Raw genomic sequence first — 22,903 nt, 5'->3', positions numbered from 1 at the left:
GGCATACTTAATTTTTGGGGAAACTCCTTATTTCCGGAATTATCCCCATTCTGTTTCTTTCTCAGTTTCTCTCTGATATATTACTTTCTTCAAGGTTCTCAAAGTCCTCAGGGTTCTCATCCTGTTCATGGTATTTTCTGAGCCTTCTTTTCAGGAAGAAAACAGTACCTGCCAGAGATCCGATCAGAAGGGCAAATGGAAACTTTATTGAATCGAATTTTCCCATGATGCCTGCAGCACTTTCCTCGGAAGGCAACCCTTCCAGGCCCAAGTTCTCCCCGGTCTTTACAATCCCTTCCGTTCCACCTGAAGAATCTGAGGCGTCTTCTACCCGGTTTTCTATGCCACCTGTAATGACAGTATCTTCTTCTACAGGCTGGATATTTTCTTCCTCGATGACTTCATTTTTCCCTTTTGCAGCTTCTTTTTGCAGGAAACTTTCATCTCCCAGGAGTATTGCAAAAGCAGTAGCATTTCGTTCAAATAGATATACTTCTCCGGATTCGCTTCCTGCAACAATAGCCGTACTGTCGCGCGAAACATCCATGCTGTTGACATTTCCTCCGCAGCTGTAGTTCCAGAGTTCTTTCCCGCTCATATTCAGGACATAAATATTATCATCCCAGCTTCCGGCTGCAATGAACGATGAATCAGGCGCTATCTTCACAACATAAACGTCATCTTTTGCATTATAGTCCCATAGTTTTGCGCCGGAAAGGTTAAACAGGTATACTTTATCATCAAAACTTCCTGCTGCAAGATGGGAACCATTTGTGGTCAAAGAAACACTGCTAACCCAGTATCCCGGATTGTGCATCCATGAAAATTCCCCTTTGCGGTTAAAGAGATAAACATTATAATTTGACCCTCCAGCAGCCACATAGTAAGCTTGTGGAGTCATGGTTACGCAATTGATCAGGCTTCCGGTTTTTCTTCCCCATACATCCTTTCCTTTGCTGTCAAGGAGATAAACGTAATTGTTAGCGCTTCCGGTTGCCACATAGAACCCGTCTCTGGAGATTGCGACACTGCGGACGGAGTCTCCTGTATTAAAGCTCCATAAAAGTTTGCCATCTTTGTCCAGGAAATACACTTTTCCGTCCCCGCTGCCTATCGCAGTATACAGCCCGTCTGAAGAGACTGCTACACTATTAATATGGCCTCCGGTTTTGCGGCTCCATAGAAGTTCCCCTTTCCGATTGAAAAAGTATACTTTTTTATCGTTGCTCCCTGCTGCAACCCTTGACCCGTCTGAAGAAATAGACACTGTATAAACAACATCTTCCGTAGTATAATTCCAGAGTTGCATTCCACTGGAATTATAAAGAGAAACTTTGTGATCAAACCCTCCTGAAACAAAATACTCTCCTGTTGAAGAAAGTGCGACAGTATTTACTATGGATCCGGTTTCACACCTGCATAACAGGTCAAAAGCCCTGACTTCCGAAAGGTTTGTATCCCCGCTATCCTGAGCAAGAGAGTCTGCAGCTTCTGCTCCTGAAATAAGGCAGAATAACAGACCCAGTGCCAAAAATAATCCTGTTCCCGCTGAATATCTCATATAATTTATAATGAAGTACTTTATTACACATGAATTTTTTGTTACAGTCGCTTTATATTGAGAAATTAGAGAGCATCTGTCAGGATTTTCATTTCTCAGTTCTGCTCAGTTTAGAAATTAAGAGATCCTTTTTTAATGCCTCTTTCCGAACAATTTTCCGGAATGTCAAACACCAGTTTAAGGGACTCATCAACTATAATTTTAAGGCTTACTTCAGGCGCAGAAGGAGGTTCTGTGAGCGGGAGATAGTCAAAATCGCTTCCGTTAACGTTGTATGGCAGGTCGCATATTCCGTCCGAATCCGAATCTTCAGCTGTCTGGGAAAACCCTGTCCCATTAAGATCAGCCCAGAAATTGCCTCCGATGTATGGGCCCCCCAGGATATTTATTCCGGGTGTTTTTGTAGTATTCCAGATGTTCCCTTCGCTATTTTCAGCCTTTACATTTACAGTGTTGTTAAAATAGTTATTATATATGCGGTTGCCAGCGCAATCTTCCATCAAATAGATCCCGGATTCATTGCTGGAGGTTATTGTGTTGTTGAACAGTTCATTGCTCTGACTGTTTTCCCTCAAAAAAACGCCTCTGCTGCTGTTCGAAATTGTATTGTTACTTACCCTGGAATCGTATACCAGAATCAGGTAAATTCCATAATCGCAGTCTTTAATCAGGTTGTCACAGAGGACAGTCCTTGCCTGAGTGTCATATATATCAATCCCTGTGCTGCAATTAATGATCTCATTATTTGAAACAAGGTTTCCTCCTCCGCAGCACGCAATCCCTATCCCTCCTCCGTTCAAAAGCAGGTTCTGAGATATTACATTATCCCAGCAGTGTGCACCGATAATGAAATTTCCCTCTTCAATGGAATTGTTTATTGCCTTATTATTGCTGCACCCTTCATCAATCCAGATGCCATTCTGCAAAAGAGTATTATTTAGGAGGCTATTGTTCATCGAGCCCTTAAGGTAAATTCCGTACTGGTTTTCAAAAACATAGTTCTTTTCTATTGTGCAGTTTTCGACGTGATCAAGGCAAATCCCTGCCTGATCCCGGCTAAACTCCTCGGCTCTCGATATAAATATCTCTCCTGATCCCGGCAAGTAATCCTGTTCTGCCTCAGGCACACCAGTAATACCCTTCCCGCCTGAGCCTCTGGAGATATATGAATCTCTGAAATTCGCAGCCCCAGAAGTGCTGAAAAACTCTCCTGATCCGGTTATATTGAAACCGCTGATAGTTACATTATCGGCTTTAACCAGAAAAACACTGGAATTATCATCTTTCGCTCTGATAAAAACCGCATCAGGGTTTTCAGTCTCTGAAGTAACCGTTACTCCTGAAACATTGACAATGATATTTTCTTCATAGTCTCCGGCTTTTACAATAACGAAATCCCCGGTTGTAGAGTTATTCACTGCAGCCTGAATTGAAGTTCCGGGCTCAACGTAAGTGACTTCTGCACCCGCAACGCCTGCAGAAACCAGAAGCAAAATAATAGCTATTGCAGTACTCGTAAGTTTGCTAAGGCAATCTCCGATAAGCACGACTTTTATAAATGACCCTCCCCCAGATAATTTCCAACCGATCGATTAAGGACGGAATACCCAGATCGATGGTTACTGCATATAACTGCTATAATTTATACTAATATACAGATTAAATTCATTATTTATATACCAATTTATGTTAAAAATTAAAGACTGGAAGATAAGAGAACTGAACCCCAATTTCACCTGGAGATAAAAAGGAGACAAAAAATGACGGAGATCATGTTAACCCAAAAAATAAAGGACACTGCCCTTGGAATGAATGTGGATTTCATTGGCATTGCAGACCCGGTGTGCTTTCAAAACCCGGAATATATGGGAAATAAACCTCAGGATGTAATGCCAGACGTAAGGTCAGTTTTAATCCTGGGGGTTGGAGTTCCAAGGGGGGCTTTTGATCCTCTGCCTGAAGGAAGGGCTGAATATACAAACACCCTTATGGCAGCGACAGCAATCCTGAGGATAATTGCATTTCAGCTTGCTAAAATGATAGAAAAAGAAGGATACAGAGCAACTATTGTGCCTACGGAAGGAAGTGAATTCGGTTACTGGTACGCTGACCGTGAAACCCTCAAAGCAAATATGTCCATAAAATACGCTGCACATTACGCAGGATTGGGAAATTTCGGTATGAACCATCTTCTCATTACAAAAGATTTCGGCCCCAGGGTGCGGGTGACAGCAATCCTAACAGATGCGCCGCTGGAAACAGAGGAAAACATAAAACTGCCATTTATTAACGAGAAGTGCAGCAGCTGCATGAAATGCATTGAAGTATGCCCTGCAGGTGCCATTTCTCCTGATGGGGAAATATACAGAGAGAAGTGTGCACAGTATATGTTTAATGTACTTGGAGGACTGCGGTGTGGGCTCTGCGTTAAGGTCTGTCCTATGTGACTGAATATATGACCGAAAATGCGACAGAATATATTTGAAAGAATAAGACATAGAGAACAATGAAATGATCCCTGAGCTTTGTAAGCTGAAAAAAGAAACTCTGGTCTCCGGACTTGCAGAGTTTTTCAGATCTCAAGAGTATGTGGAGCTTGCATACCTTTTTGGTTCTCATGCAAAAGGAAAATCAGGTCCTCTCAGCGATATCGATGTAGGCGTATATCTTTCCAGAAAGCTGGACAAAAAGGAGAGGTTCGAAAAAAGGCTGGAACTAATAAATGCTCTGAGCACTTTACTTCAAACCAGCAACCTTGATCTGGTAGTAATGAATGATTCTCCCCCTGTGCTTAATTTCAAAGTTATTGAGCCTAATTGCCTGATTTTTGAAAAAAATCACGATTTGAGAGTAGAAGTGGAAGTATATATTATGTCCAGGTATTATGACCGGAAGCATCACGAAGACTTTCTGAACAGGGAATTTGTTAAAAGATTTAAGAAAAGGGGATTTTCCTGAGATGACCGATTCGGAGACCATTATCAGAAAATTGGATTTCATGAGCAGGTGCGTAAAATATCTAAAATCCATAGATCCCGAAACTGTGAACCTTGAGTCTGATTACGAGAAACGGAGTGCGGTTGAAAGAAACTTTCAGCTGGCAATAGAAAGTGCTATCGACATTGGAGAAATAATAATTTCGGAAGAAGGGCTGGAAAGACCTGTTGACTACAGAAGTGTTTTCCTTGTCCTGGGAAGAAATTCAATCCTGCCAAGAGATTTTGCAGAGAGGCTCGCACCTGCTGCAGGGTTCAGAAATGTGCTTGTCCAGATGTATGAAGAAGTAGACCTGGGAATAATGAAAGAATTCCTGACCGAAAGACCGGATGATTTTGAGGAATTTGCAGGGTATGTACTGGAATATATTGAGAAGAAGGAAAGTGAGGTAGAGAATTCTGGATAATTAAAAGTCATTTAATTAGTGCATACATACAATAATCAAAGTAATTGCCGTTTTTATAAATCCCTTTTTTCATTATGCCCTCCAAAACAAATCCAGCTTTTTCAAGGGCTTTTCTTGAGCCTATATTGTGTGCATAAGGCTCTGCAAATATCCGTACAATATCATATTGTTCAAAAGCTGTCTGACAGAGCTGCTTTATTGCTTCGCTCATTATTCCCCTGGCCCAGAAAGGTTCGCCAAGCCAGTATGCGATTTCTGCACTTTTACAATAAACATCGTTTTTAATGAATAAGGCAATGCTTCCCACAGCTTCTCCATTCACAATGATTGCCCGGCAACATTGTTGTGTTTCATCATTAGAGCTAAAGCTTTCTACGGTTTTTCTGCAGTCATCTAAGGTAGAAGGAAAAGCATCCCTCATATTTTCTAATATCTTTGGATTGCTGGAATATTTGAAGAAGCTTTCAGCATCGGATTTTTCCCATTTTCGCAATTCAAAATCCATTTTAACAGCATCCGGGGGAAGATAATGCTCTTTTTCAAACGCTTATTTTAACTGTTTATCAATAAACTATCACTTCAAGCCCTGTAACTTCTGTGAAGTGGTTATCTCTGGTAACTATTTTCCACCATGAAAAAGTGTGATGGCAGCTATCAATTCATCGAATGCGCCAATAGATGTCCCTTTTGATAGTAAATTTGCAGAGAGGGAAGCAAAGACTTTATAGACGGATTCTTCTAGCTCCAGAACCTGAAAGCATTCCAGAAGCTTTTTGATTTCTTCCAGATTTTGGTGTGTTTTTCTGGAGAGATAAGCTCCCCGATACAGTTCAAGGACATTAATCTCGGTTGTGCTTAAGGGGACTCCTGAGCTTCCATTTCAGCCAGTTTCTGAAGAGCTCCTCTTTTGCCTCTCAGGAAATCTACAATAAAAGAAGTATCAAGCACTGGCATCAAGATCAACTTTCCTCGTCTCTGCTTTTCTCATGTCCCTCGAAGCTTTTTCGATTGCATCTGCGAGTTCGGGGTTGGTGCCTATTTCTGCGAGCACTTCCGAAAGCTTTCTTTTGGCATGAAAGTCCGTGATGAGAAATCCATCACGTACTCTCTCCTTCCTTTTTTCCCATAATTGCAATAATTCCACTAATTATTGTTATCCGTTCATCAACTGAGAATCTCTCAGTTTCCACAATCTTCCTCTTTTGAATTTCTCCTTTTTCGTATCCTGTTTCATCTTCGTACATCTCATCCTTTGTAATCAGATGCCATATTATCGTTGCAATTTTCCTTGCCAGGGCAATAATCGCCTTTGCATGTCCAATTGATTTCTTTTTTCTGTTGAAAAACTCTTTTAACTTGCTATTTTTCTTTCTTGCTGCTGCCTGAGCAATCTGAGTCAGAATCCACCTTGCTACTTTAGATCCTCTCTTAGTGATTCTTCCGTTGTGGTATTTATCCGCAGATTGATACACATTTGGAACCAGGCCAAGCCATGAAGCAAGTTTATCTCCCGATGGAAAATCGCTAAATTTTTCTATTTCAGCAATCAGAGTTGCCGCACCAAGCTCTCCAATTCCCGGAACTGACATTAAAATTTCCATTTCCCTTTTATGTTTTTGATAAGCATAATTGAAAATTTCCCTTTCCAGAACTTTAATTTCATCATCTAAATGTTTTATAAGGTCCAGACATATCTGAAGTCTGATTGAAGCACTCTGGGATATTTCTCTGTCCAGAATTTCTCTTATCTGAACACTTTTTTTCCTTACATTTGGAGAAAGAGATTCTATAATCAGGTCAACATTTTTTCCTGAAGAGATTCCATCTAGAATTGCTCTACCATTTTTTCCAAAAATATCAGTCAGCACATCACCCATATGTAACATTTCGGAAGAGAGAACAGCATGAGCTTCATTTTTTATATCTGTTCTTTTTCTTACAAGAGTTAAGCGAAGCCTAACGTATGACCTGAATTCTCTATGCTTTTTAGGAAAAACTCTTGATGGTTGAACCATTTTGTTCAATGCAAGTTGTGCAATTACTTCCGAATCTATTTTGTCCGTTTTTTTATGTGTAAATGCCTTCATATCTCGAGCATTCCCAACTATAACAGGCAAATGATCTATCAATGCCTCATAAATCGGAACCCAGAAGTCACTTGTTGATTCACAGGCAACAACATCACATTTTTCTAATGTTACCCAATTTTTAAGGTTTAAAATCCCATCATTATCTCTGGCAAAACGCTGTTGCTGTTTTTCACCTGATCTGCTGAGGATAGTAGCAATAACAAAACGTTTGTGAATGTCTAAACCACAAGATTTGTTTATTTCTCCGTCCAATTTACATTACTCCATCATTTCCATGGACAGTAGGATTGCCTCAAAGGCAATTTGGCATCCGTGATCAAAGTCACATCTGGGCCTTCGATGGCAATTCATTGGTTAGTTTTTTGACGGCTTCGGAGAACCAAAGAGAAAACAACCTGCCTGTCCAAAGGTAATGATGGAGTAAGTAAACAAAAAAGGTAATTGAGAAGGACTTTCATTCTTTGGGCATGTTATTCAAAGAATTTCATGTGCGTTTTTTAGGATAGTACTTGAGAATAACATCTGAGAAGCTGTTCTTTTCAGTGGTTTTTAGGCTTTTAAGCTTTTCATAAGCTTCCTCACTTATGCTGATCGTTCTAGTTGGCATGATAATATCTGTGTATGTATGTGTATTAAAGACTTTTCGGGTTTTTTCAGATAAATTCCGTATCTGTCAGAAAGCAGTTTATTGCCAGCGATAATGCCACCAGACCCGGTATAACATATGCCTGACTTGTCTGTTCCTGTCACATTGAACCCGCTAATTGTCACATTGTCGGCAACTACATGGAAAATATCCTTTTCCGGATCTGCAGCCTGAATTATAGTTTCAGTCTGTTCTCTAGGCTTTGAAATTATAATAAGAGATTCGTCCACAACAAGGTTCTCCTTATATAATCCCGGGTGAACAGCAATAATATCGCCAGAACTTGAATTGTCTATTGCTTGCTGGATCGAGTCTCCGGGGTGTACATAGACATTTATTGAATCATCACTGATATTATCAAGAAAATTATTTATCGAATTATTACTATCATTATCAGGAGAATTATTGGGATATATCCAGGATAAAATTGCAGAAATTGTAGAATCAATGAAAGATTTATTTTCTATATCCTGATCTTTAGTCTCATTCTTAGAAGTACGATTAGGAGAATCATCTGGTAAATGATCCATATCTGAATTCTCAATATTACCTCTCAAAGTATTGTTATCTTAGCCAGCAAGTTCAAAGCCATGTTCCCTGTTTGAATTTGCAATATTATCAGTTAGAATGTTGTCTCTTGAGCTCCCTAGATCAATACCTGCATACCTATTTGAATTTGCAATATTATTGTTTAGCAAGCTATTACTGCAATTGAATAATTTAATTCCACCACCATTGTGATTTGCAATATTTCCATTTACTTTATTTTGTATAGAAGAACTCAAAGTTATGCCGTTATCTTTATTAAAATTTGCTGTGTTGTTATTTAATTCAGTATTTGTTGATTCATGAACATCAAATCCAACGATATTAGAATTTGCCACGTTGTTACTTAAATAATTATCAGTGGATTTAACTATTCCAATGCCAATGATATTATTAACTACAATATTATTCAACACGGTGTTATTATCTGAGTTAAACAGAATGATTCCAACGGCGTTATTTGATAGGATGTTGCTATCAAACCTTGAATCGCTTGTATTAAATAAAGCAATGCTCTGGGAGTTATTTTGGAGAACCTGATCTTTTATTGACATGTTCTGGCAGTTGATACAGTAAATAGCCCCAGCATTTGAGGCAGAATTTAAAGTAATATTCGAAACATTTACAAGATAATAAATAGGTTTTCCATTTACAGTATTGGTAGTATCGATATTGTTCTGCATACTAGCATTTTCATACCCAGTATAAATCTCAAAATTATATTTATTGTTGACCATTGTGTTATTAATAAGTGTATTGTTGCTTGCAAGCTCACTGTCATCTGGAGACAATCGGATTCCTGACCAGCTATTGTCTGATGCTGTGTTATTAATTAGTATATTGTTTTTAGCAGCACCCCAGAGATAGATTCCTACCCCATTAGCCTGTAAATGGTTGTTTGCAACAGTGTTATATTGCACACTGTCCAGATAAATTCCACTTCCTGAGCTGGAATTTTTCAAACCAAACCCTTTGATGGTCACGTTATTCGCAGTTACATGGAAAATATGATCATATGGATGAAGAGCTTGAATTATTGTATCTTCCGGATTTCCCGACTTTGAGATTATTGCTAACTTCTTATCTATGTCTATGTTTTCAATATATGTTCCTTTATTAACAATTATTGTGTCTCCATCGACAGAGTTGTTTACAGCTTGCTGTATAGAGGTATAATTTTCATTTCCATTGTTATCAACAGTAATCGTATCCGCCGCAACAGTGTTTGCATATATTAACAGAAACGAAAATGCGATAATGGAATAGGTTTTAATTTTCAATATGTCACCTTCTCGGTGGTTCATTATTGGTATGTTTATATTTGAGCTCATCCCAAAACATATTTTATCCCTTCATCGGTCAAAATTTCAGAATTGTTTTCATTATCTGTGACTCGATTGACTATTTCAGATTCAAGATTCGGAGAGCCGATTTTGAGTTTTAGGATAAGCTCTTTATTATAACACCTGTATTTCTATTACTGAACTCCGCTTTCTGCTCTTTAATTTTTATCTCATGTAGTGGCCGAAAAATACAATTGGAAAAGGGAACTCATCTCAAAATCCAAAGTTGTTTCTCTGAATACCATATCCAAAAATAATCAATCGAACATCTTTTTTAGAAACTGAAGCTTTATTAAAAACCATGGAAATAACGAGTGCCTTTTTCTTTTTTATTCCCCTTGTTTAAGCCATCAACTTTTCCTTCTTCATTACCCATATAATAGGGCTCTGCAATTGAGAAAAATTTGCCTGTTCTAAATTAAATAGGACTTACGCGGTTGAACTTAAAAACAACAACTCTAAACCTTCAACTGTCTAAATCAATGGTTTGACAGCAAGGTCTATTGATGCTGATTTTAATCCTCAAGTACGTAAGTCCTATTAAATAAAAATATATGGGGTGGTTAAGGTCTCACCCATATTGCCGTAGCTTCCCACCAACTGCCAAAAGCTATGTAATGATGATTTTCGGTATCCCATGTATCGTGTAAGAATACATAATCCTGACTACCATCGGAATATCCAATACAGGTTACACAATGGTTTCCATATTCTTGACCTAGCTGGTACCCGCTACCTAATCCACCATATAACATACAAATAACAAATGGTCTATTGGCATTCACTTCATTTTTTACATCGTTCCATGGGATTGAGTACCAAACATAGCTTGCATCAAAATTACTGTATCCATGATTATTACAAACCGTCTCTATGCCAGGTCCAATATTCCATGGCCAAGTCGCTCCATCTCCAAATGGCCATTTATATGATGTGCCCATTGCGTTCGCTAATTCATCTATCAGTGTAGTTTCTCCTGGAAAGTTAGGATATCCATTACTGTCCCAATGCCCTAGTATCATTCCAGCTGCAGTTGGAGAGCAGCCATTGCGCCAGGGATAATTAGGTACATCGTAAATATAGCCGATACTTCTAGTAGATGTATAGCCTGCAGGAATTGTTTCCATAGTCATTCTTTCCTCTATGGACTTCCATTTTGCATTTGCGTCTTGCTTCCTTATTTCTCGTTGCTGTTGTAAAGATGTATCATTAAAATAGTAGTCTTTCTTATCTTCAGGAACACTAACATTTGACTTATTGAAGTCTACTACAGTTGAAAATGGCAAATCCACTATTACTTTTTCTTTGGCTTTACCTTTTGTATCGGTTAGTGTATACTCTGCGTAGTAAAATGTTGGGCCTAAATAAAGAGGTTTCATCTCTCCAACAGTCAGATCTTCCTTATCAGCACGTTCTTTTGCCAGTGATTTTGAACGAATCGTCAATTCTGGTATTTCATTAGGTATTTTGCCTTTTGAAAACTCCAGAACTGGATAGTTATCCTTCGTCGCTGAAATGAAAATATATCCTGCTTGTTGCTTATTTTTCATAACGTTAAATGAATAAGCCGACCTATTACCATCAAAATCGTAGTAAATAGTAGATAGTTCCACAGTTGCGTCTTTCCATTCAGATAAATCTGATATAGATCCAGAAATCTCTTTTATAGAGTAAGCCGCAACTTCTTCAGCTTTATCCACGCTGATCACACCTGATGTGTCAGCGTATTTAGTCTCATTCAATGTCTCTTCCTGCGCACCTAATACAGGTACAGCTAACATAATCAGTAAAAACAGGGCTACAGGTAGCAGATTAGTTCCTTTTAATCTTATTTTCATTTGGTTTCACTTTCTTTACATTGTTCTCGAAGGCAAAACACGTAGATTTTAATATCTTAAGATACAAAAACATGCTTTGCCTTCGGGCGCCTGTATGGGAGTCCTGCAAGAAGCCTTCAATTTCCCGGGGCTCCCATATAGTAAGAAAAAATTTACTTTTTTTCACATAACTGTATGACTTTTTGTTATAAATGATTTATGGCCAGATCATCAAACTAGTTGGTAGAACTATATTTTTAATCAAAAATATAATAAAAAAATAAATAAGAATGATAATTATTAAACGGTAAACATCAATTTGTTAATATTCATTTTTACAGCTAAAGAGATACGATCCTATATAATAAAACTAAGAAAAAAAATATTACAATAACTAACAATTAGAGAAAAGTCTTTTCACAAAATTTACCTATTAATCTTAATAAAATGATAATTGATTTCTTGCTTAAATCTAATAATTTCTAACAAACAAATCCTAAATTAAATATCTGTTTTTCAAATAATTCAATAGATGTTTTTATAAAAATACGGTCTATTTTATAAAAACATTGTCTAAATTAGTGTAAAAGGCTGAAAAATAGATCAGTAGAAATATATCAGGCATCCAAAGAATAAAATAGAAAATAAAGCCGCAAGTGCAGCTTTACTCAATGATGCGGATGTACGTGTTCGTGCCCGTGTATACGTCCTTCTTCGTCGATTTGTGCCTTTTTAAACCTTACATAAGCTTCATCGACTAATTTCAGGCACCTGTAGCAGACATCCATATCTTGTCTAACAATTCCTTTTGAGAAATCGGGGATCTGCAGTTCCACTGAGAAAACACCGGTTTTGCTTCCGCAGAGAGAGCATTTGCCTCTTCTGCATGAAGTGTGGTTCCTGTTCACTTCCAGGTATGTTTTCTGGGCGGAATCGAGACAGGTCTCACAGAGCCCTTTCCAGACCCCTTCAGGGTAGGCGAATTTAAGGAGAGGAGGGTAAGTCCTGACCGGGATAACGGTCGGGATTCCTTTTCCACATAGGTCGCAATCTGTCATTTCTCATACCTCCTTAGAATGGCACCAGTACAATTGCTGCTTTCATAGCCAGTTCCACGAAGGGCTCAGGCCAGAGACCCATTGCAAGTACACCTGCAACTGCAACCAGAAGGGCTGCTGCGTATGGGAACGGGATGCTGACCTTTTCATCTTTACCTTCGGGGGGCAGGAAATACATGTATCTGACAAGCCTTGCATAGTAGAACAGCGAAAGGGCACTGTTCAGGATGGCTATCACTGCAAGCCATGCCATGCCTGCCTGAATGGTTGAAGAGAAGAGCACGAACTTAGCCATAAAGCCTGCAGTTGGGGGGATTCCTGCAAGTGCAAGGACGAATACTGTCATGCAGAGAGCTGCTAGAGGCATCCTCTTACCAAGGCCTCTGAAGCTATCCAGGTGGTCAGGGATATCGAGGTTTCCTTTCCTTTCCGAAGTTATCATCCAGACAACGGCTGCAGCTGCGATGAATGCTCCTGACTTCATAAAGGCGTGGGCAAGGGCATACATGATGCCGCCTCCAAGAGCCACAGGAGTCATTACAGCAAAAGCCATTGCAATGTATCCTGCCTGTGCAAGTGAGGAGTAGGCAAGCATGCGTTTTACGCTGGTCTGGGCAACTGCGACAACGTTTCCGAAAGTCATGGTCACAACTGCCAGAAGGGCAAACATGAACTGCCAGTCAGGCTGGAGGGCTGCAAGGGCTATGATGAATACCCTGAATGCTGCGATAAATCCCATCTTTTTGGACCCGGCTGCAAGAAGGGCGGAAACAACCGAAGGTGATCCCTGGTATGTATCCGGAGCCCACATGTGGAATGGGACAAGGGCCATCTTGAAGCCGAAACCTGCAGTCAGGAGCACTATTGCTACGATTCCGATTGGGTTGTCTATAAGGAGGGAGGGGTTTTTAGCGATCAGGGGAATGCTTGTTGTGCCGGTTGCCCCGTAGACAAAAGAAAGCCCGAAGAGCATGAGTGCTGCGGAAACCGAGCCTATGATAAAGTACTTCATGGCTCCTTCGAGTGACTTTGCATTCTGTTTCTCAAAGCCTGCAAGGGCAAAGGTCGCAAGACTTGCCAGCTCAAAGGCAACGAAGAGCAGGATCAGGTCGTTTGCAGAGGCTACAATCATCATCCCGAAGGTTGCAAAGAGCACCAGGGTGTAGAACTCCTCGGTGTGGTCGCTGTTTTCGGTATATTTGATTGAGGCAATTGAAACAATAAGGGCAACTGCCAGGAAGACCAGCTTGAAGAACTGGGAAAGGGCATCGATACTCAGGGTTTCTGAGAATATCGAATATCCAACCTGGAAACCCTGCATTGTAAGAAGCCCGAAGCTTTCAACCGTCAGAACAATTGATGCAAGGATACCCAGGGTTGCCAGGTATCCAAGTATATTTTTGGATTGGGGGGAGAGGAAAACTCCGACAAGGAGTACTGCAAGTCCGGTTGCTACCAGGACAAGTTCGGGTGCAAGGTACATTATTTCCTGCATTTCTCACACCCCCATACCAGCCGCCAGGCTGACTATTGCTTCAGAATTATTAATCATCATATCAAGCACCGGACTCGGGTTCAGTCCGAAGTAGAGCACAAGGAGTGCGATTATAGCCATTGAAAAGACCTGTGCGAAATTGATATCTTTCACATCCCCGAGCTTCTCATTGTAGACTCCGAACATTGCCCTCTGCATTGCCCAGAGGTGGTAACCTGCAGTAATCACTATCGATAACAGGGCAAACAGTACAAATCCCGGCAAGTTAACGAAGCTGAAGGTAAGCACCAGGAACTCGGCAATAAAACCTGTAAGCCCTGGAAGGCCGAGGGATGCCATAAAGCCAACCATCATGGCTACGGTAAGCATGGGCATCTTCTTTGCAAGCCCTCCGAGTTCGTTAATGATCCTTGTGCCTGTGGCGGTCTGGATCGCTCCTGCAGACATGAACATAATGCTCATGATAAGCCCGTGGGAGAACTGCTGGAACATGGCTCCTGAAACCGAAAGGGTAACAAGGCCTGCTGAACCCAGGATTACATATCCCATGTGGCTCAGGCTTGAGTAAGCGATCATACGCTTGAGGTCTTTCTGCCGAAGGGCCACAAGAGCTCCGTATACTATACTGAAAGAACCGAGCAGTCCAAGCATCAAGATCATCAGGTCAGGACTGCCGGTGTTCGGGAGCATTGGGAGTGAAATCCTGAAAAGCCCGTACCCTCCGATTTTGAGCAGGATGAAGAGTACGCTTCCTGCTGTTGGAGCTTCGGAATATGCATCCGGAAGCCAGGAGTGGAAGGGGAAGACAGGCAGTTTTGCCAGGAACCCGAAGAGGATTGCAAGGAAAATTACATCTTTCATCAGGCCGGGTTCGAAGAACTGGAACTGTACGATAAGCTCCCTTATATCAAATGTAGCAACGCCTGTCTGGTTCAGGGCTGAGTAGAAAAGCCCGAAAATCCCGAGAAGCATCACGAGAGAGGCAACGTGTGTATAGATAAAGAACTTGTAGGAAGCATGAGCCCGTTTTTCTCCTCCCCATATATTTACTATAAAGAAGAGAGGGACGAGGGTAAGCTCCCAGAAGATATAGAAGACAACGAAGTCAAGGGCAACGAAGACTCCTATAACTGCTGCCTGCATTGTAAGGATCAATCCGTAGAACCTGTTTGGAGATTCCATATCCTCTTTCCAGGTGAACAGGATCAGGAGCGGAATCACAATCGCATTCATGAGGATAAGGGGCATGGAAATGCCGTCAATTCCTACCGAATAATTGATCCCCAGGAAGGGGACCCAGCTTATGGATTCATAGAACTGCATTGCAGCAGTGCTGCTGTCAAAGTTCAGATAGGCGTAAAGGGTAAGCCCCAGAGTCGCAAGGGACCCGAGAAAGCCAAACCCTGCAGCCAGTTGTTTTGTTTTTGTTAAAAAGGTCACAACTGCGAAAATCAGCGGCACCAGAATTAACAACGATGCTACCGGCAGCATCAGAGTACCTCCATTATCAATTTAACAAGTATTATCAGCAGGCTCACACCTGCGATTAATGCGGTTGCATATGCCTGCACAACTCCGGTCTGGATCTTCCGGAGTTCCTCGCCAGCAAAAACCGTGATAATCCCGATTCCTTCCACAATGCTGTCAATGATCACATCAACTACCTGTGTGAGGAAAGCAACAACCCCGTAGACAATGCCGAGTGAGAAAAACTCGGTGTAGACCCTGTGCTGGTAGTAACGGTTGTAGAGCAGCCTGTAGATCGGGTTCTTCATGGAAGCCAGGGCTCCAAGGCTAAATGCTCTCAGGTAATAAATCACGAAAGCAATTGCAAGGCCTGCAAGTGCGACTATCACGGGAAGCCACAGGACAATAAGGGGCTCATGCCCTGCTGCCTCTACAATTTCATTTCCGCCTATGCCGGCAAGGTTTCCTATATTCAGGTTCACAAAGCTGTTGGCAAAGGTTTCTTCAAGGAACTCCATAAAACCGGTTCTTGTCAGTGCACCGAAAGCGAGGGCAAAAAGAGCCAGAATGGACAGGGGGATTGTCATTATGGCAGGGGATTCGTGCCCGTGGTAGTTGCTTCTCGGCTTCCCTGTAAAGGTCATGAAGATGAGCCTGAAGATGTAAATGGATGTGAGGAGGGCTGCAAGAATCGAGAATATATAGGGTATCCAGCTGCCGCCGTGTTCTCCGAAAAGGTATGCAGCTTCAATGATGGGATCTTTTGACATGAAACCGCTTGTCCCTATCGATGTGCCTGGGATGCCGAAACCTGCAAGGGCAAGGGCTGCAATGGTCATAGTGGCAGCGGTTATGGGCATTACCTTTCCTACGCCTCCGAGCTCCCTCATGTCCTGGGTGCCGACTGCGTGGATTACACTGCCTGCACAGAGGAAGAGAAGTGCTTTGAAGAAAGCGTGGTTGATAAGGTGGAAAAGGGAGATTCCGACTGCCTCAAGCCCTATCGCAGCACCCAGGCCAAGGCCAAGCATCATGTACCCAAGCTGGCTGATAGTTGAATAAGCGAGCACACGCTTGAGGTCGTTCATTACAATGCCCATTGTGCCTGCAAAGAGGGCTGTAAAGCCTCCGAAATAAGCAACTACCATAAGGGAATCAGGGGCTGCAACAAACATCGGGAAAGTCCTTGCTACCAGGTAGACACCGGCAGTAACCATTGTTGCTGCATGGATGAGGGCTGAAACGGTTGTCGGACCCTCCATTGCGTCAGGCAGCCATACATGTAGCGGGAACTGGCCTGATTTTCCTACGGCTCCTCCGAAGAAGAGCAGGGTGATAATAGTAAGGTGGCTTATTTCGAAGCCCAGGATGTTTATATGAAGAGCTGAAAGCTCAGGGATATAACTGAAGATTTCATCGAAACGCAGCAGGTACACTCCTTCCTGAAACCCGCCTGCAATCCTGATAAGATCGGCAGTAAGAACGATAATTCCTGCAAGGAACATTACGTCTCCCACTCTGGTTGTCAGGAAAGCCTTTTTTGCTGCGGCTGCTGCCGAGGGTCTTTCAAACCAGAAGCCTATGAGCAGGAAGGAACACAGGCCTACAAGTTCCCAGGAAACAAAGAGCTGAAGAATATTGTCCGAAAGAATCAGGGAAAGCATTGCAGCCGTGAAAAGTGCGGTTTCTGCAAAATACCTGGGTTTTCCAGGCTCATGAGACATGTAGCTTACAGCATAGATATGGATTAACAGGCTCACAAAGGAAACCATTGACAGCATAACCGCAGCAAGGGGGTCGATTAATATTCCTATGTTAAGCACTGCAAACCAGGGATAGGACTGGCTTACAACCTCTTCGGGGTTTGCCAGCAGCCCGAGAGTAATCACAAAAGAGATTACGAATGAGGCGGCGATAGCAAGGATGGGAACTATTGCCCCTCCGGATGGCATTTTCTTGCCAAAGAAGAAGGTAATCGCAAAAGCCAGTGCCGGAAGCAGGGGGATTAAAAATGCAAATTCTTCCAGAGCCGTTTTTACCACCTCAGAATGTTGAGTTCATCAAGGTTGATCTTGTCGTGCATTCTGTAGATTGCCATAAAGATTGCGAACCCTACTGCAGCCTCGGCAGCCGCAAGGGCAATCGAGAATATGGCAAATACCTGCCCGTGCAGGGTATCCGTATAGCTTGAAAAAGCCACAAGGTTAATGTTTGCGGAGTTCAGCATGAGCTCTATACACATGATCATCCTGATACCGCTTTTATGTGTCATGACTCCGTAAAGCCCTATTGAAAAGAGCAGGGCTGCAAGACCCAGGTAAAAAGTCAAGGGAATGGCAGTCATCTGTCATCCTCTCCTTTTGCCATATAAATTGCACCGATAAGGGATGCGAGCAGGACAACTGACAGGACCTCGAAAGGTGCGATAAACTGAGTAAAGATGAGCATGCCTATGCCTTCTATATTACTTGGGTCAGCAGGGTTTTCCGGAAGCTCGGGAACCGTATTCCAGGAAGTTCCGAAAGCTCCTGTCACTATAACAGCTACAAAGAGCAGGCACACTATGAAAGCCATAGCCCGGTTAGTACGCACGGGACCGACCTCCAAGTTCGCGCTTTGTCAGCATGATTGCAAAGAGAATCAATACTCCTATTGCTCCTATGTAGACCAGAACCTGAATAATCCCAAGGAACTGGGCATTCAGGAGAATATAAAGTCCTGCAACTCCGAACATGCACATGATCAGGGCAAGCCCGGCTCTTACAACGTCTTTTGCAATGACTACAAAGATTGCGAAAAAGACCGTAATAAGCGCAAGGAGTCCGAAGACAGCTATTTCCAGGGCTGCTCCGATTGTTCCAAGATCAATCATCTCTCATCACCTTCCTGGATATCCACTTCCCTTGCGAGTTTTTCAGGAGTTATGAGCAGGTCTTTGTGTGTCCATTTAACCATGCCTTTGCAGTATTCTTTCCCGCTGGAAAGGGCGCCCTTGGGGCACTGGTCAATGCACAGCCCGCAGAAAAGGCAGTGTCCTATGTCTATTTGAGGAAACCACCTCTGTTTTTCGCTGCCCGGGGCAATCGGGGCTTTTACAATCTTGATCGCGCTGTTCGGGCAGGTGTTGGCACAGATCCCACAGCCGATGCATTTGCTTTTATCCAGTTTCTGGAGGCCTCTGAACCTTTCGGAAAGCGGGCTTTCCACTTCCGGACACAATCTCGTCACGCGTTTTTTTGGAATGTTTTTTACTGCGTATTTTATGTTTTTGAGAACCATACTTTTAAACCCCCAGATAGAGTCCAAGGCCAACTGCCCAGGCAAGGTTCAGGAGGGACAGGGGCAGGAGTTTCTTCCAGCTCATATCTACCACCTGGTCGATCCTGAACCTCGGGACAGCCCACCTCATTCCTATGATAGTCATCAGCACAAGCACGGTTTTAAGAAGCAGGAAACCTGTAGGAGCAATAAGGCCCAGGACCGCATTGTTTGCAACAAATGCAGGTACGTTCCAGCCGCCAAGGAATAGAAGTGCAATAAGGAAGGAACCAAGGATCATGTGGATATATTCGGCAAAGAAGGCAAGCCCGAAACGCATTCCTGTATATTCGGTAATCCAGCCTGCAACCAGTTCTTCTTCGGACTCGTTCTGGTCAAAAGGAAGCCTTCCCATATCGGCCATAAGAGCGATAAAGAAAACAATAAACCCGATCGGTTGAAGGAATATGTTCCAGAGGAGTCCCTGGGCGCTGGCAATCTCAACAATGTTCAGGGAACCTGTCATTACAGCAACACTGACAACACTGATTCCGAGAGGCACTTCATACCCGACCATGCGGGCGAAGTTCCTGAAAGCTCCAAGCAGGGCATACTTGTTATTGGAACCGTAAGCAACCATGAAAATTCCGAAAATCGTGATTGCAGACATTGCTTCAATATAAAGGATACTGATGTCCATTTCGGTCGCAGCCAGAGGGTACTCGACACCGTTGATAAAGACAGCACCGACAGGGATTGCGACAAGCATCAGGAAAACGGAACTTATCATGAAAATAGGAGCATTGTCAAACAGGAGGCGGTCAGCATTGCTCGGTCTCATGTCCTCTTTTGTAAAGAGTTTTATAGCGTCAGCTACCAGCTGAAACATACCGAATTTGCCTACTCTTGAAGGCCCGTATCTTAGCTGGATACCGGCTGAGAGTTTCCTTTCAAGCCAGACCGCTCCCATTGCTCCAAGGAAAATGGCTCCAACGAGAGAGAGACCGACAAGCCCGCGGATCCAGGGGATAAAAGGAGCTAAAAATTCCGGGATTTCTATGACCATTTTACTCACCTGTCCGCTTCACTGGTGCAGCCGTCCATGCTGCCTGCAATTGCTGCGACGTCCGCAACCGTTGTGCCTTTGATAAGTGGAGGCAGAGCCTGCAGAGTAGGATAATAAGGTCCCCTGACTTTTACCCTGTAAGGTTTGTCCGAGCCGTCGGAAACCATATACATTCCCATTTCTCCTCTCGGGTCTTCGACCCTGTGAAATACCTCGCCTGCAGGAACTCTCATTACTGGAGTCCTTCTGCTGTAAGGGGTTCCTTCCGGAAAGATAGGCCCGTCCGGGATCATATCAAGGCACTGTTCAACGATGTAAATGCTTTCCCGCATTTCGTTAAGCCTGACCTGAACCCTTGCAAAACAGTCTCCTGCAGTTTCTGTACAGACTTTGAAATCCAGATTTTTATATACGAGGTAAGGCTCTACCTTCCGGATATCAAAAGGAACGCCTGTAGCCCTCAAAGCAGGCCCGGATACTCCCAGGTCCTTTGCAGCGTCCGCAGTCAGGACACCTACTCCTATAGTCCTCTCCCTGTAGATCCTGTCGGAACTGAACAGTTCTTCATAGTCGCTGATGACTTTCTTGAGGCTGTTAAGGACAGGAATGACTTTTTCTTTAAATCCTTCAGGAAGGTCTTCACGCACTCCTCCGAACCTCAGGTAGCTGTGGGTAATCCTTGCTCCTGTAACCATGTCGATCAGAGTGAGAAGGTCTTCTCTTTCCTTGATCGTGTACATGAACATGGAGACGAAACCTATGAATTCCGCAAATTCTCCCATTCCCAGGAGGTGGCTCTGGAGTCTTGTAAGCTCCTCTAAAATGACTCTTATATACTGAGCCCTTTCCGGTGGTTCGATATCCAGAAGTTTTTCTACGCAGCCCACAAAACATTCTTCATTTGTCAGGGCTACGAGGTAACAGATCCTGTCAACTATCGTGATACCCTGAAGGTAGGTCTTGTTCTCCAGGATTTTCTCAATGCCTTTGTGGATATAACCCAGTTCCACTTCAGCGTCCATTACAGTTTCCCCTTTTAACCTCAGGTTTAACCTGAAGGGTCCGGGCTGCATGGGGTGCTGTGGTCCCAGGTGTACGATCATTTCATTTGGTCCGATAATTTCTTTTGGTCCAGGTATTTCTTCCATTTTTCACCCCTCACACCAGGTTTCTTGCCGTTTTGTTCGGAAAACCCTCATAGTCTTTTCTAAGAGGCCATTCCCCAAGCATATCTTCGGGAAGCACAAGAGGCTTCAGGTTCGGGTGGTTTTTAAAGAATATTCCGAAGAGTTCATAGGTCTCTCTTTCGTACCAGTTCGCATTCCAGTATACCGGCACAACGGATTCTATATCAGGAGAGTCCCTGGGCAGCCTTGATTTCAGCATAAGGACTACAGGGTGTTCATATGAAGCTATATGATACACTGCTTCGAGTTCGTTCCTCTGAGGATAGTCCACTCCGCAGACCGAGCAGAGGTGGTCGAACTGAAGGGAGTCTTTAAGGTACTGGCAAACTTCTTTTGCTTTTTCCCTATCCACGTATGCCCGGATACGGACCTGAGAGTCAATTCCGGCTTCGGAAATCGCCTCCGGGAATTTTTCGGTTAATGATTCTATAATCGTTCTGGCATCCATTATATTCCCTCAAATAAGCCTGAAATCTTCTCAGTATTCTGTTCCCCGGTCTTTTTTGGCTTTTATTTTTTCCTGGAGCTCAACAAACCCCTGAATCAGGGCTTCCGGCCTTGGAGGACATCCTGGAATATAGACGTCGATAGGAAAGATTTCGTCGATGTTCTGTACAGTGCTGTAGGACTCGTAAAACGGCCCGCCGCTGATTGAACAGTCCCCCATCGCGATAACCCATTTTGGAGCAGGCATCTGGTCCCAGAGCCTCTTTAAAGCTGGCAGGTATTTCTTGGTCACATAACCGCTGATAATCATGACATCCGCATGCCTTGGAGAGTTCCTGGGAATAATACCGAAACGGTCAGTATCGTAATGTGCACAGCCAGTTGCGATCATTTCCACTCCGCAGCAACCCATTGGCTGGGTCATGAACCAGAGAGAGTTTTTCCGACCCCAGTTGATGAAATCCTGAGCCTTTGTTTTCTTGAGGAAGTTGTGGATCGCACTCGTGGTCGTTGTGATGACTCCGGGAATTTCTTCTCCCTGGCATTCCTCTGAGTTGTTCGTTTTTGTTTCCTTTACTTCACCCATGTAAGGGCCCCCTTCTTCCAGAGATATACGTATCCGAAAAGCAATATGAAGATAAATACAAACATCTCAACCACTGCAATTGAGGTAATTCCGTTCCCTTTGTAGACTGTAGCCCAGGGGTAAAGGAAGAGCACCTCAATATCAAAAAGGACAAAAGCAATCGCATAAAGATAATACTCAACATTGAACTGGATCCTTGCAGTTCCTGTGGGAATGGAACCGGATTCATATGTCGCGTATTTGCCGGCTGCTTTGCTCCTCGGACTCAGTTGCTTTACCATAAACATCGTCATGGGAGGCATAATCAGTCCCACGGCAAGGAATATGGCAACCGGTATATAGCTATCAATTATTCCAGGCATTGTATCACCCATCAAAGTGCAGCAATCTGAAATTGCAGCGTCTTATGATTTTGATTCTTTGATTTTTATATATCTGCGCGGACAAAAAAACTGTAACCCGAACTTCCGGTTATTCAAAAACCATTTGATCCGATACAGGTCCTGTTGAGAATGTCTGTATCCAGTGCCTTTTATGGATAACAGGCTCTTGAATATGACATCCCGGTTCCCGAGCCTTGAAAAATCTACTTTTCGCTGCCCAAGATTTTGTGATAAATTGCCGGAAGTCAGGAGAAGCCCATCCTTCCGGTGACTTGGATTTAATTAGCGTGAAAGTAATATAATTAATAATTAAGATTACAGGTAGCTAGCTAGTTCTGCAAATAAATCAGGGGTTATTTATAGTTATTTGCTAGATAATTAATATTATATAAATATTAAGTCTAAATAATTAAAACTATATTTCTAAAATATAGAATACTGAAAAAATATTGTAGCAAAAGCCGCGTTGATACCCCTAAATTATATATACCCCCTAAATATGTTATTCTTTTTAAACAGCCATATCCCGGAATTAACTTCCTTAAAACAT

The 22,903-nt window shown here is 42.7% G+C and carries 25 protein-coding genes; 3 read left to right on the top strand and 22 right to left on the bottom strand.

The features are described from left to right. Positions 1–61: 61 nt before the first annotated feature. A complete protein-coding gene (locus RSJ42_RS10130; RefSeq protein ID WP_410507175.1) occupies positions 62–1,531 on the bottom strand; it encodes a WD40 repeat domain-containing protein in 1,470 nt (489 codons plus the stop codon). A gap of 140 nt (positions 1,532–1,671) precedes the next feature. Then, positions 1,672–3,108 carry a nitrous oxide reductase family maturation protein NosD gene (locus tag RSJ42_RS10125; protein WP_410507174.1) on the bottom strand — a complete coding sequence of 479 codons (1,437 nt, stop codon included), beginning with the start codon at positions 3,106–3,108 and terminating at the stop codon, positions 1,672–1,674. 213 nt (positions 3,109–3,321) lie between these two features. Here RSJ42_RS10125 and RSJ42_RS10120 point away from each other — a divergent pair, with 213 nt between their 5' ends. The 3 genes from RSJ42_RS10120 (at position 3,322) to hepT (ending at position 4,964) form a co-directional block, all read left to right on the top strand. Beyond that, positions 3,322–4,008 carry a 4Fe-4S binding protein gene (locus tag RSJ42_RS10120; RefSeq protein WP_410507173.1) on the top strand — a complete coding sequence of 229 codons (687 nt, stop codon included), beginning with the start codon at positions 3,322–3,324 and terminating at the stop codon, positions 4,006–4,008. Positions 4,009–4,072: 64 nt separating this feature from the next. Then, a complete protein-coding gene (gene mntA / locus RSJ42_RS10115; RefSeq protein WP_410507172.1) occupies positions 4,073–4,519 on the top strand; it encodes a type VII toxin-antitoxin system MntA family adenylyltransferase antitoxin in 447 nt (148 codons plus the stop codon). A 1-nt stretch (position 4,520) separates the two neighbouring features. Next, complete coding sequence (gene hepT, locus RSJ42_RS10110) at positions 4,521–4,964, top strand: type VII toxin-antitoxin system HepT family RNase toxin (RefSeq protein ID WP_410507171.1); 444 nt, start codon at positions 4,521–4,523, stop codon at positions 4,962–4,964. Positions 4,965–4,971: 7 nt separating this feature from the next. Here the strand turns inward: hepT and RSJ42_RS10105 are convergent, their stop codons facing one another. From RSJ42_RS10105 to fpoA, 20 genes are all read right to left on the bottom strand, one after another. Further along, positions 4,972–5,469 carry a GNAT family N-acetyltransferase gene (locus RSJ42_RS10105; protein ID WP_410507170.1) on the bottom strand — a complete coding sequence of 166 codons (498 nt, stop codon included), beginning with the start codon at positions 5,467–5,469 and terminating at the stop codon, positions 4,972–4,974. 435 nt (positions 5,470–5,904) lie between these two features. Continuing rightward, on the bottom strand, positions 5,905–6,099 hold the full coding sequence (locus RSJ42_RS10100; RefSeq protein WP_410507169.1) for a hypothetical protein: 195 nt from the start codon (positions 6,097–6,099) through the stop codon (positions 5,905–5,907). Then, on the bottom strand, positions 6,062–7,306 hold the full coding sequence (locus tag RSJ42_RS10095; protein WP_410507168.1) for an IS110 family transposase: 1,245 nt from the start codon (positions 7,304–7,306) through the stop codon (positions 6,062–6,064). Before RSJ42_RS10095 ends, RSJ42_RS10100 begins: the two co-directional genes overlap by 38 nt. Before the next feature lie 232 nt (positions 7,307–7,538). Next, on the bottom strand, positions 7,539–7,661 hold the full coding sequence (locus RSJ42_RS10090) for an antitoxin VapB family protein (protein ID WP_410507167.1): 123 nt from the start codon (positions 7,659–7,661) through the stop codon (positions 7,539–7,541). Next, positions 7,637–8,257 (bottom strand): nitrous oxide reductase family maturation protein NosD, encoded by a 621-nt coding sequence (locus RSJ42_RS10085; RefSeq protein WP_410507166.1) that lies wholly within the window; start codon positions 8,255–8,257, stop codon positions 7,637–7,639. Before RSJ42_RS10085 ends, RSJ42_RS10090 begins: the two co-directional genes overlap by 25 nt. Before the next feature lie 12 nt (positions 8,258–8,269). Next, the gene (locus RSJ42_RS10080) at positions 8,270–9,526 is read right to left on the bottom strand and encodes a nitrous oxide reductase family maturation protein NosD (RefSeq protein WP_410507165.1); all 1,257 of its coding nucleotides are present in this window, start codon (positions 9,524–9,526) and stop codon (positions 8,270–8,272) included. 626 nt (positions 9,527–10,152) lie between these two features. Continuing rightward, complete coding sequence (locus tag RSJ42_RS10075; protein ID WP_410507164.1) at positions 10,153–11,427, bottom strand: C39 family peptidase; 1,275 nt, start codon at positions 11,425–11,427, stop codon at positions 10,153–10,155. Positions 11,428–12,074: 647 nt separating this feature from the next. Continuing rightward, positions 12,075–12,464, bottom strand: a complete 390-nt coding sequence (locus RSJ42_RS10070) for a F420H2 dehydrogenase subunit FpoO (RefSeq protein WP_410507163.1) — start codon at positions 12,462–12,464, stop codon at positions 12,075–12,077. Between the two features lie 13 nt (positions 12,465–12,477). After that, complete coding sequence (fpoN, locus tag RSJ42_RS10065; protein ID WP_410507162.1) at positions 12,478–13,959, bottom strand: F(420)H(2) dehydrogenase subunit N; 1,482 nt, start codon at positions 13,957–13,959, stop codon at positions 12,478–12,480. A 3-nt stretch (positions 13,960–13,962) separates the two neighbouring features. Continuing rightward, positions 13,963–15,450, bottom strand: a complete 1,488-nt coding sequence (gene fpoM, locus RSJ42_RS10060; RefSeq protein ID WP_410507161.1) for a F(420)H(2) dehydrogenase subunit M — start codon at positions 15,448–15,450, stop codon at positions 13,963–13,965. Then, a complete protein-coding gene (fpoL, locus tag RSJ42_RS10055; RefSeq protein WP_410507160.1) occupies positions 15,450–17,468 on the bottom strand; it encodes a F420H2 dehydrogenase subunit FpoL in 2,019 nt (672 codons plus the stop codon). Before fpoL ends, fpoM begins: the two co-directional genes overlap by 1 nt. Further along, positions 17,462–17,770, bottom strand: a complete 309-nt coding sequence (fpoK, locus tag RSJ42_RS10050; RefSeq protein ID WP_048140885.1) for a F420H2 dehydrogenase subunit FpoK — start codon at positions 17,768–17,770, stop codon at positions 17,462–17,464. Before fpoK ends, fpoL begins: the two co-directional genes overlap by 7 nt. Continuing rightward, positions 17,767–18,018 (bottom strand): F420H2 dehydrogenase subunit FpoJ, encoded by a 252-nt coding sequence (fpoJ, locus tag RSJ42_RS10045; protein ID WP_410507159.1) that lies wholly within the window; start codon positions 18,016–18,018, stop codon positions 17,767–17,769. Before fpoJ ends, fpoK begins: the two co-directional genes overlap by 4 nt. Further along, positions 18,008–18,298, bottom strand: a complete 291-nt coding sequence (locus RSJ42_RS10040) for an NADH-quinone oxidoreductase subunit J (protein WP_410507158.1) — start codon at positions 18,296–18,298, stop codon at positions 18,008–18,010. The genes fpoJ and RSJ42_RS10040 overlap by 11 nt, the downstream gene beginning before the upstream one ends. Continuing rightward, a complete protein-coding gene (gene fpoI / locus RSJ42_RS10035) occupies positions 18,295–18,705 on the bottom strand; it encodes a F420H2 dehydrogenase subunit FpoI (protein WP_410507157.1) in 411 nt (136 codons plus the stop codon). Before fpoI ends, RSJ42_RS10040 begins: the two co-directional genes overlap by 4 nt. Positions 18,706–18,709: 4 nt before the next feature. After that, complete coding sequence (gene fpoH, locus RSJ42_RS10030; protein ID WP_410507156.1) at positions 18,710–19,750, bottom strand: F420H2 dehydrogenase subunit FpoH; 1,041 nt, start codon at positions 19,748–19,750, stop codon at positions 18,710–18,712. 5 nt (positions 19,751–19,755) lie between these two features. Beyond that, positions 19,756–20,898 (bottom strand): F420H2 dehydrogenase subunit FpoD, encoded by a 1,143-nt coding sequence (fpoD, locus tag RSJ42_RS10025; RefSeq protein WP_410507155.1) that lies wholly within the window; start codon positions 20,896–20,898, stop codon positions 19,756–19,758. A gap of 10 nt (positions 20,899–20,908) precedes the next feature. Next, on the bottom strand, positions 20,909–21,385 hold the full coding sequence (gene fpoC / locus RSJ42_RS10020) for a F420H2 dehydrogenase subunit FpoC (protein ID WP_410507154.1): 477 nt from the start codon (positions 21,383–21,385) through the stop codon (positions 20,909–20,911). Between the two features lie 30 nt (positions 21,386–21,415). Then, positions 21,416–21,970, bottom strand: coding sequence for a F(420)H(2) dehydrogenase subunit B (fpoB, locus tag RSJ42_RS10015; protein WP_410507153.1), 555 nt, complete (start codon positions 21,968–21,970; stop codon positions 21,416–21,418). Further along, entirely contained in the window at positions 21,958–22,347 is a 390-nt protein-coding gene (gene fpoA / locus RSJ42_RS10010) for a F420H2 dehydrogenase subunit FpoA (protein ID WP_410507152.1), read from the bottom strand. The genes fpoB and fpoA overlap by 13 nt, the downstream gene beginning before the upstream one ends. Positions 22,348–22,903 lie beyond the last annotated feature (556 nt).

The organism is Methanosarcina hadiensis (assembly GCF_046529725.1).
GTDB classification, from domain to species: Archaea; Halobacteriota; Methanosarcinia; order Methanosarcinales; family Methanosarcinaceae; genus Methanosarcina; species Methanosarcina hadiensis.
The sequence above is the reverse complement of the archived record's forward strand: the minus strand, read 5'-3'. Positions and strand labels throughout refer to the sequence as shown.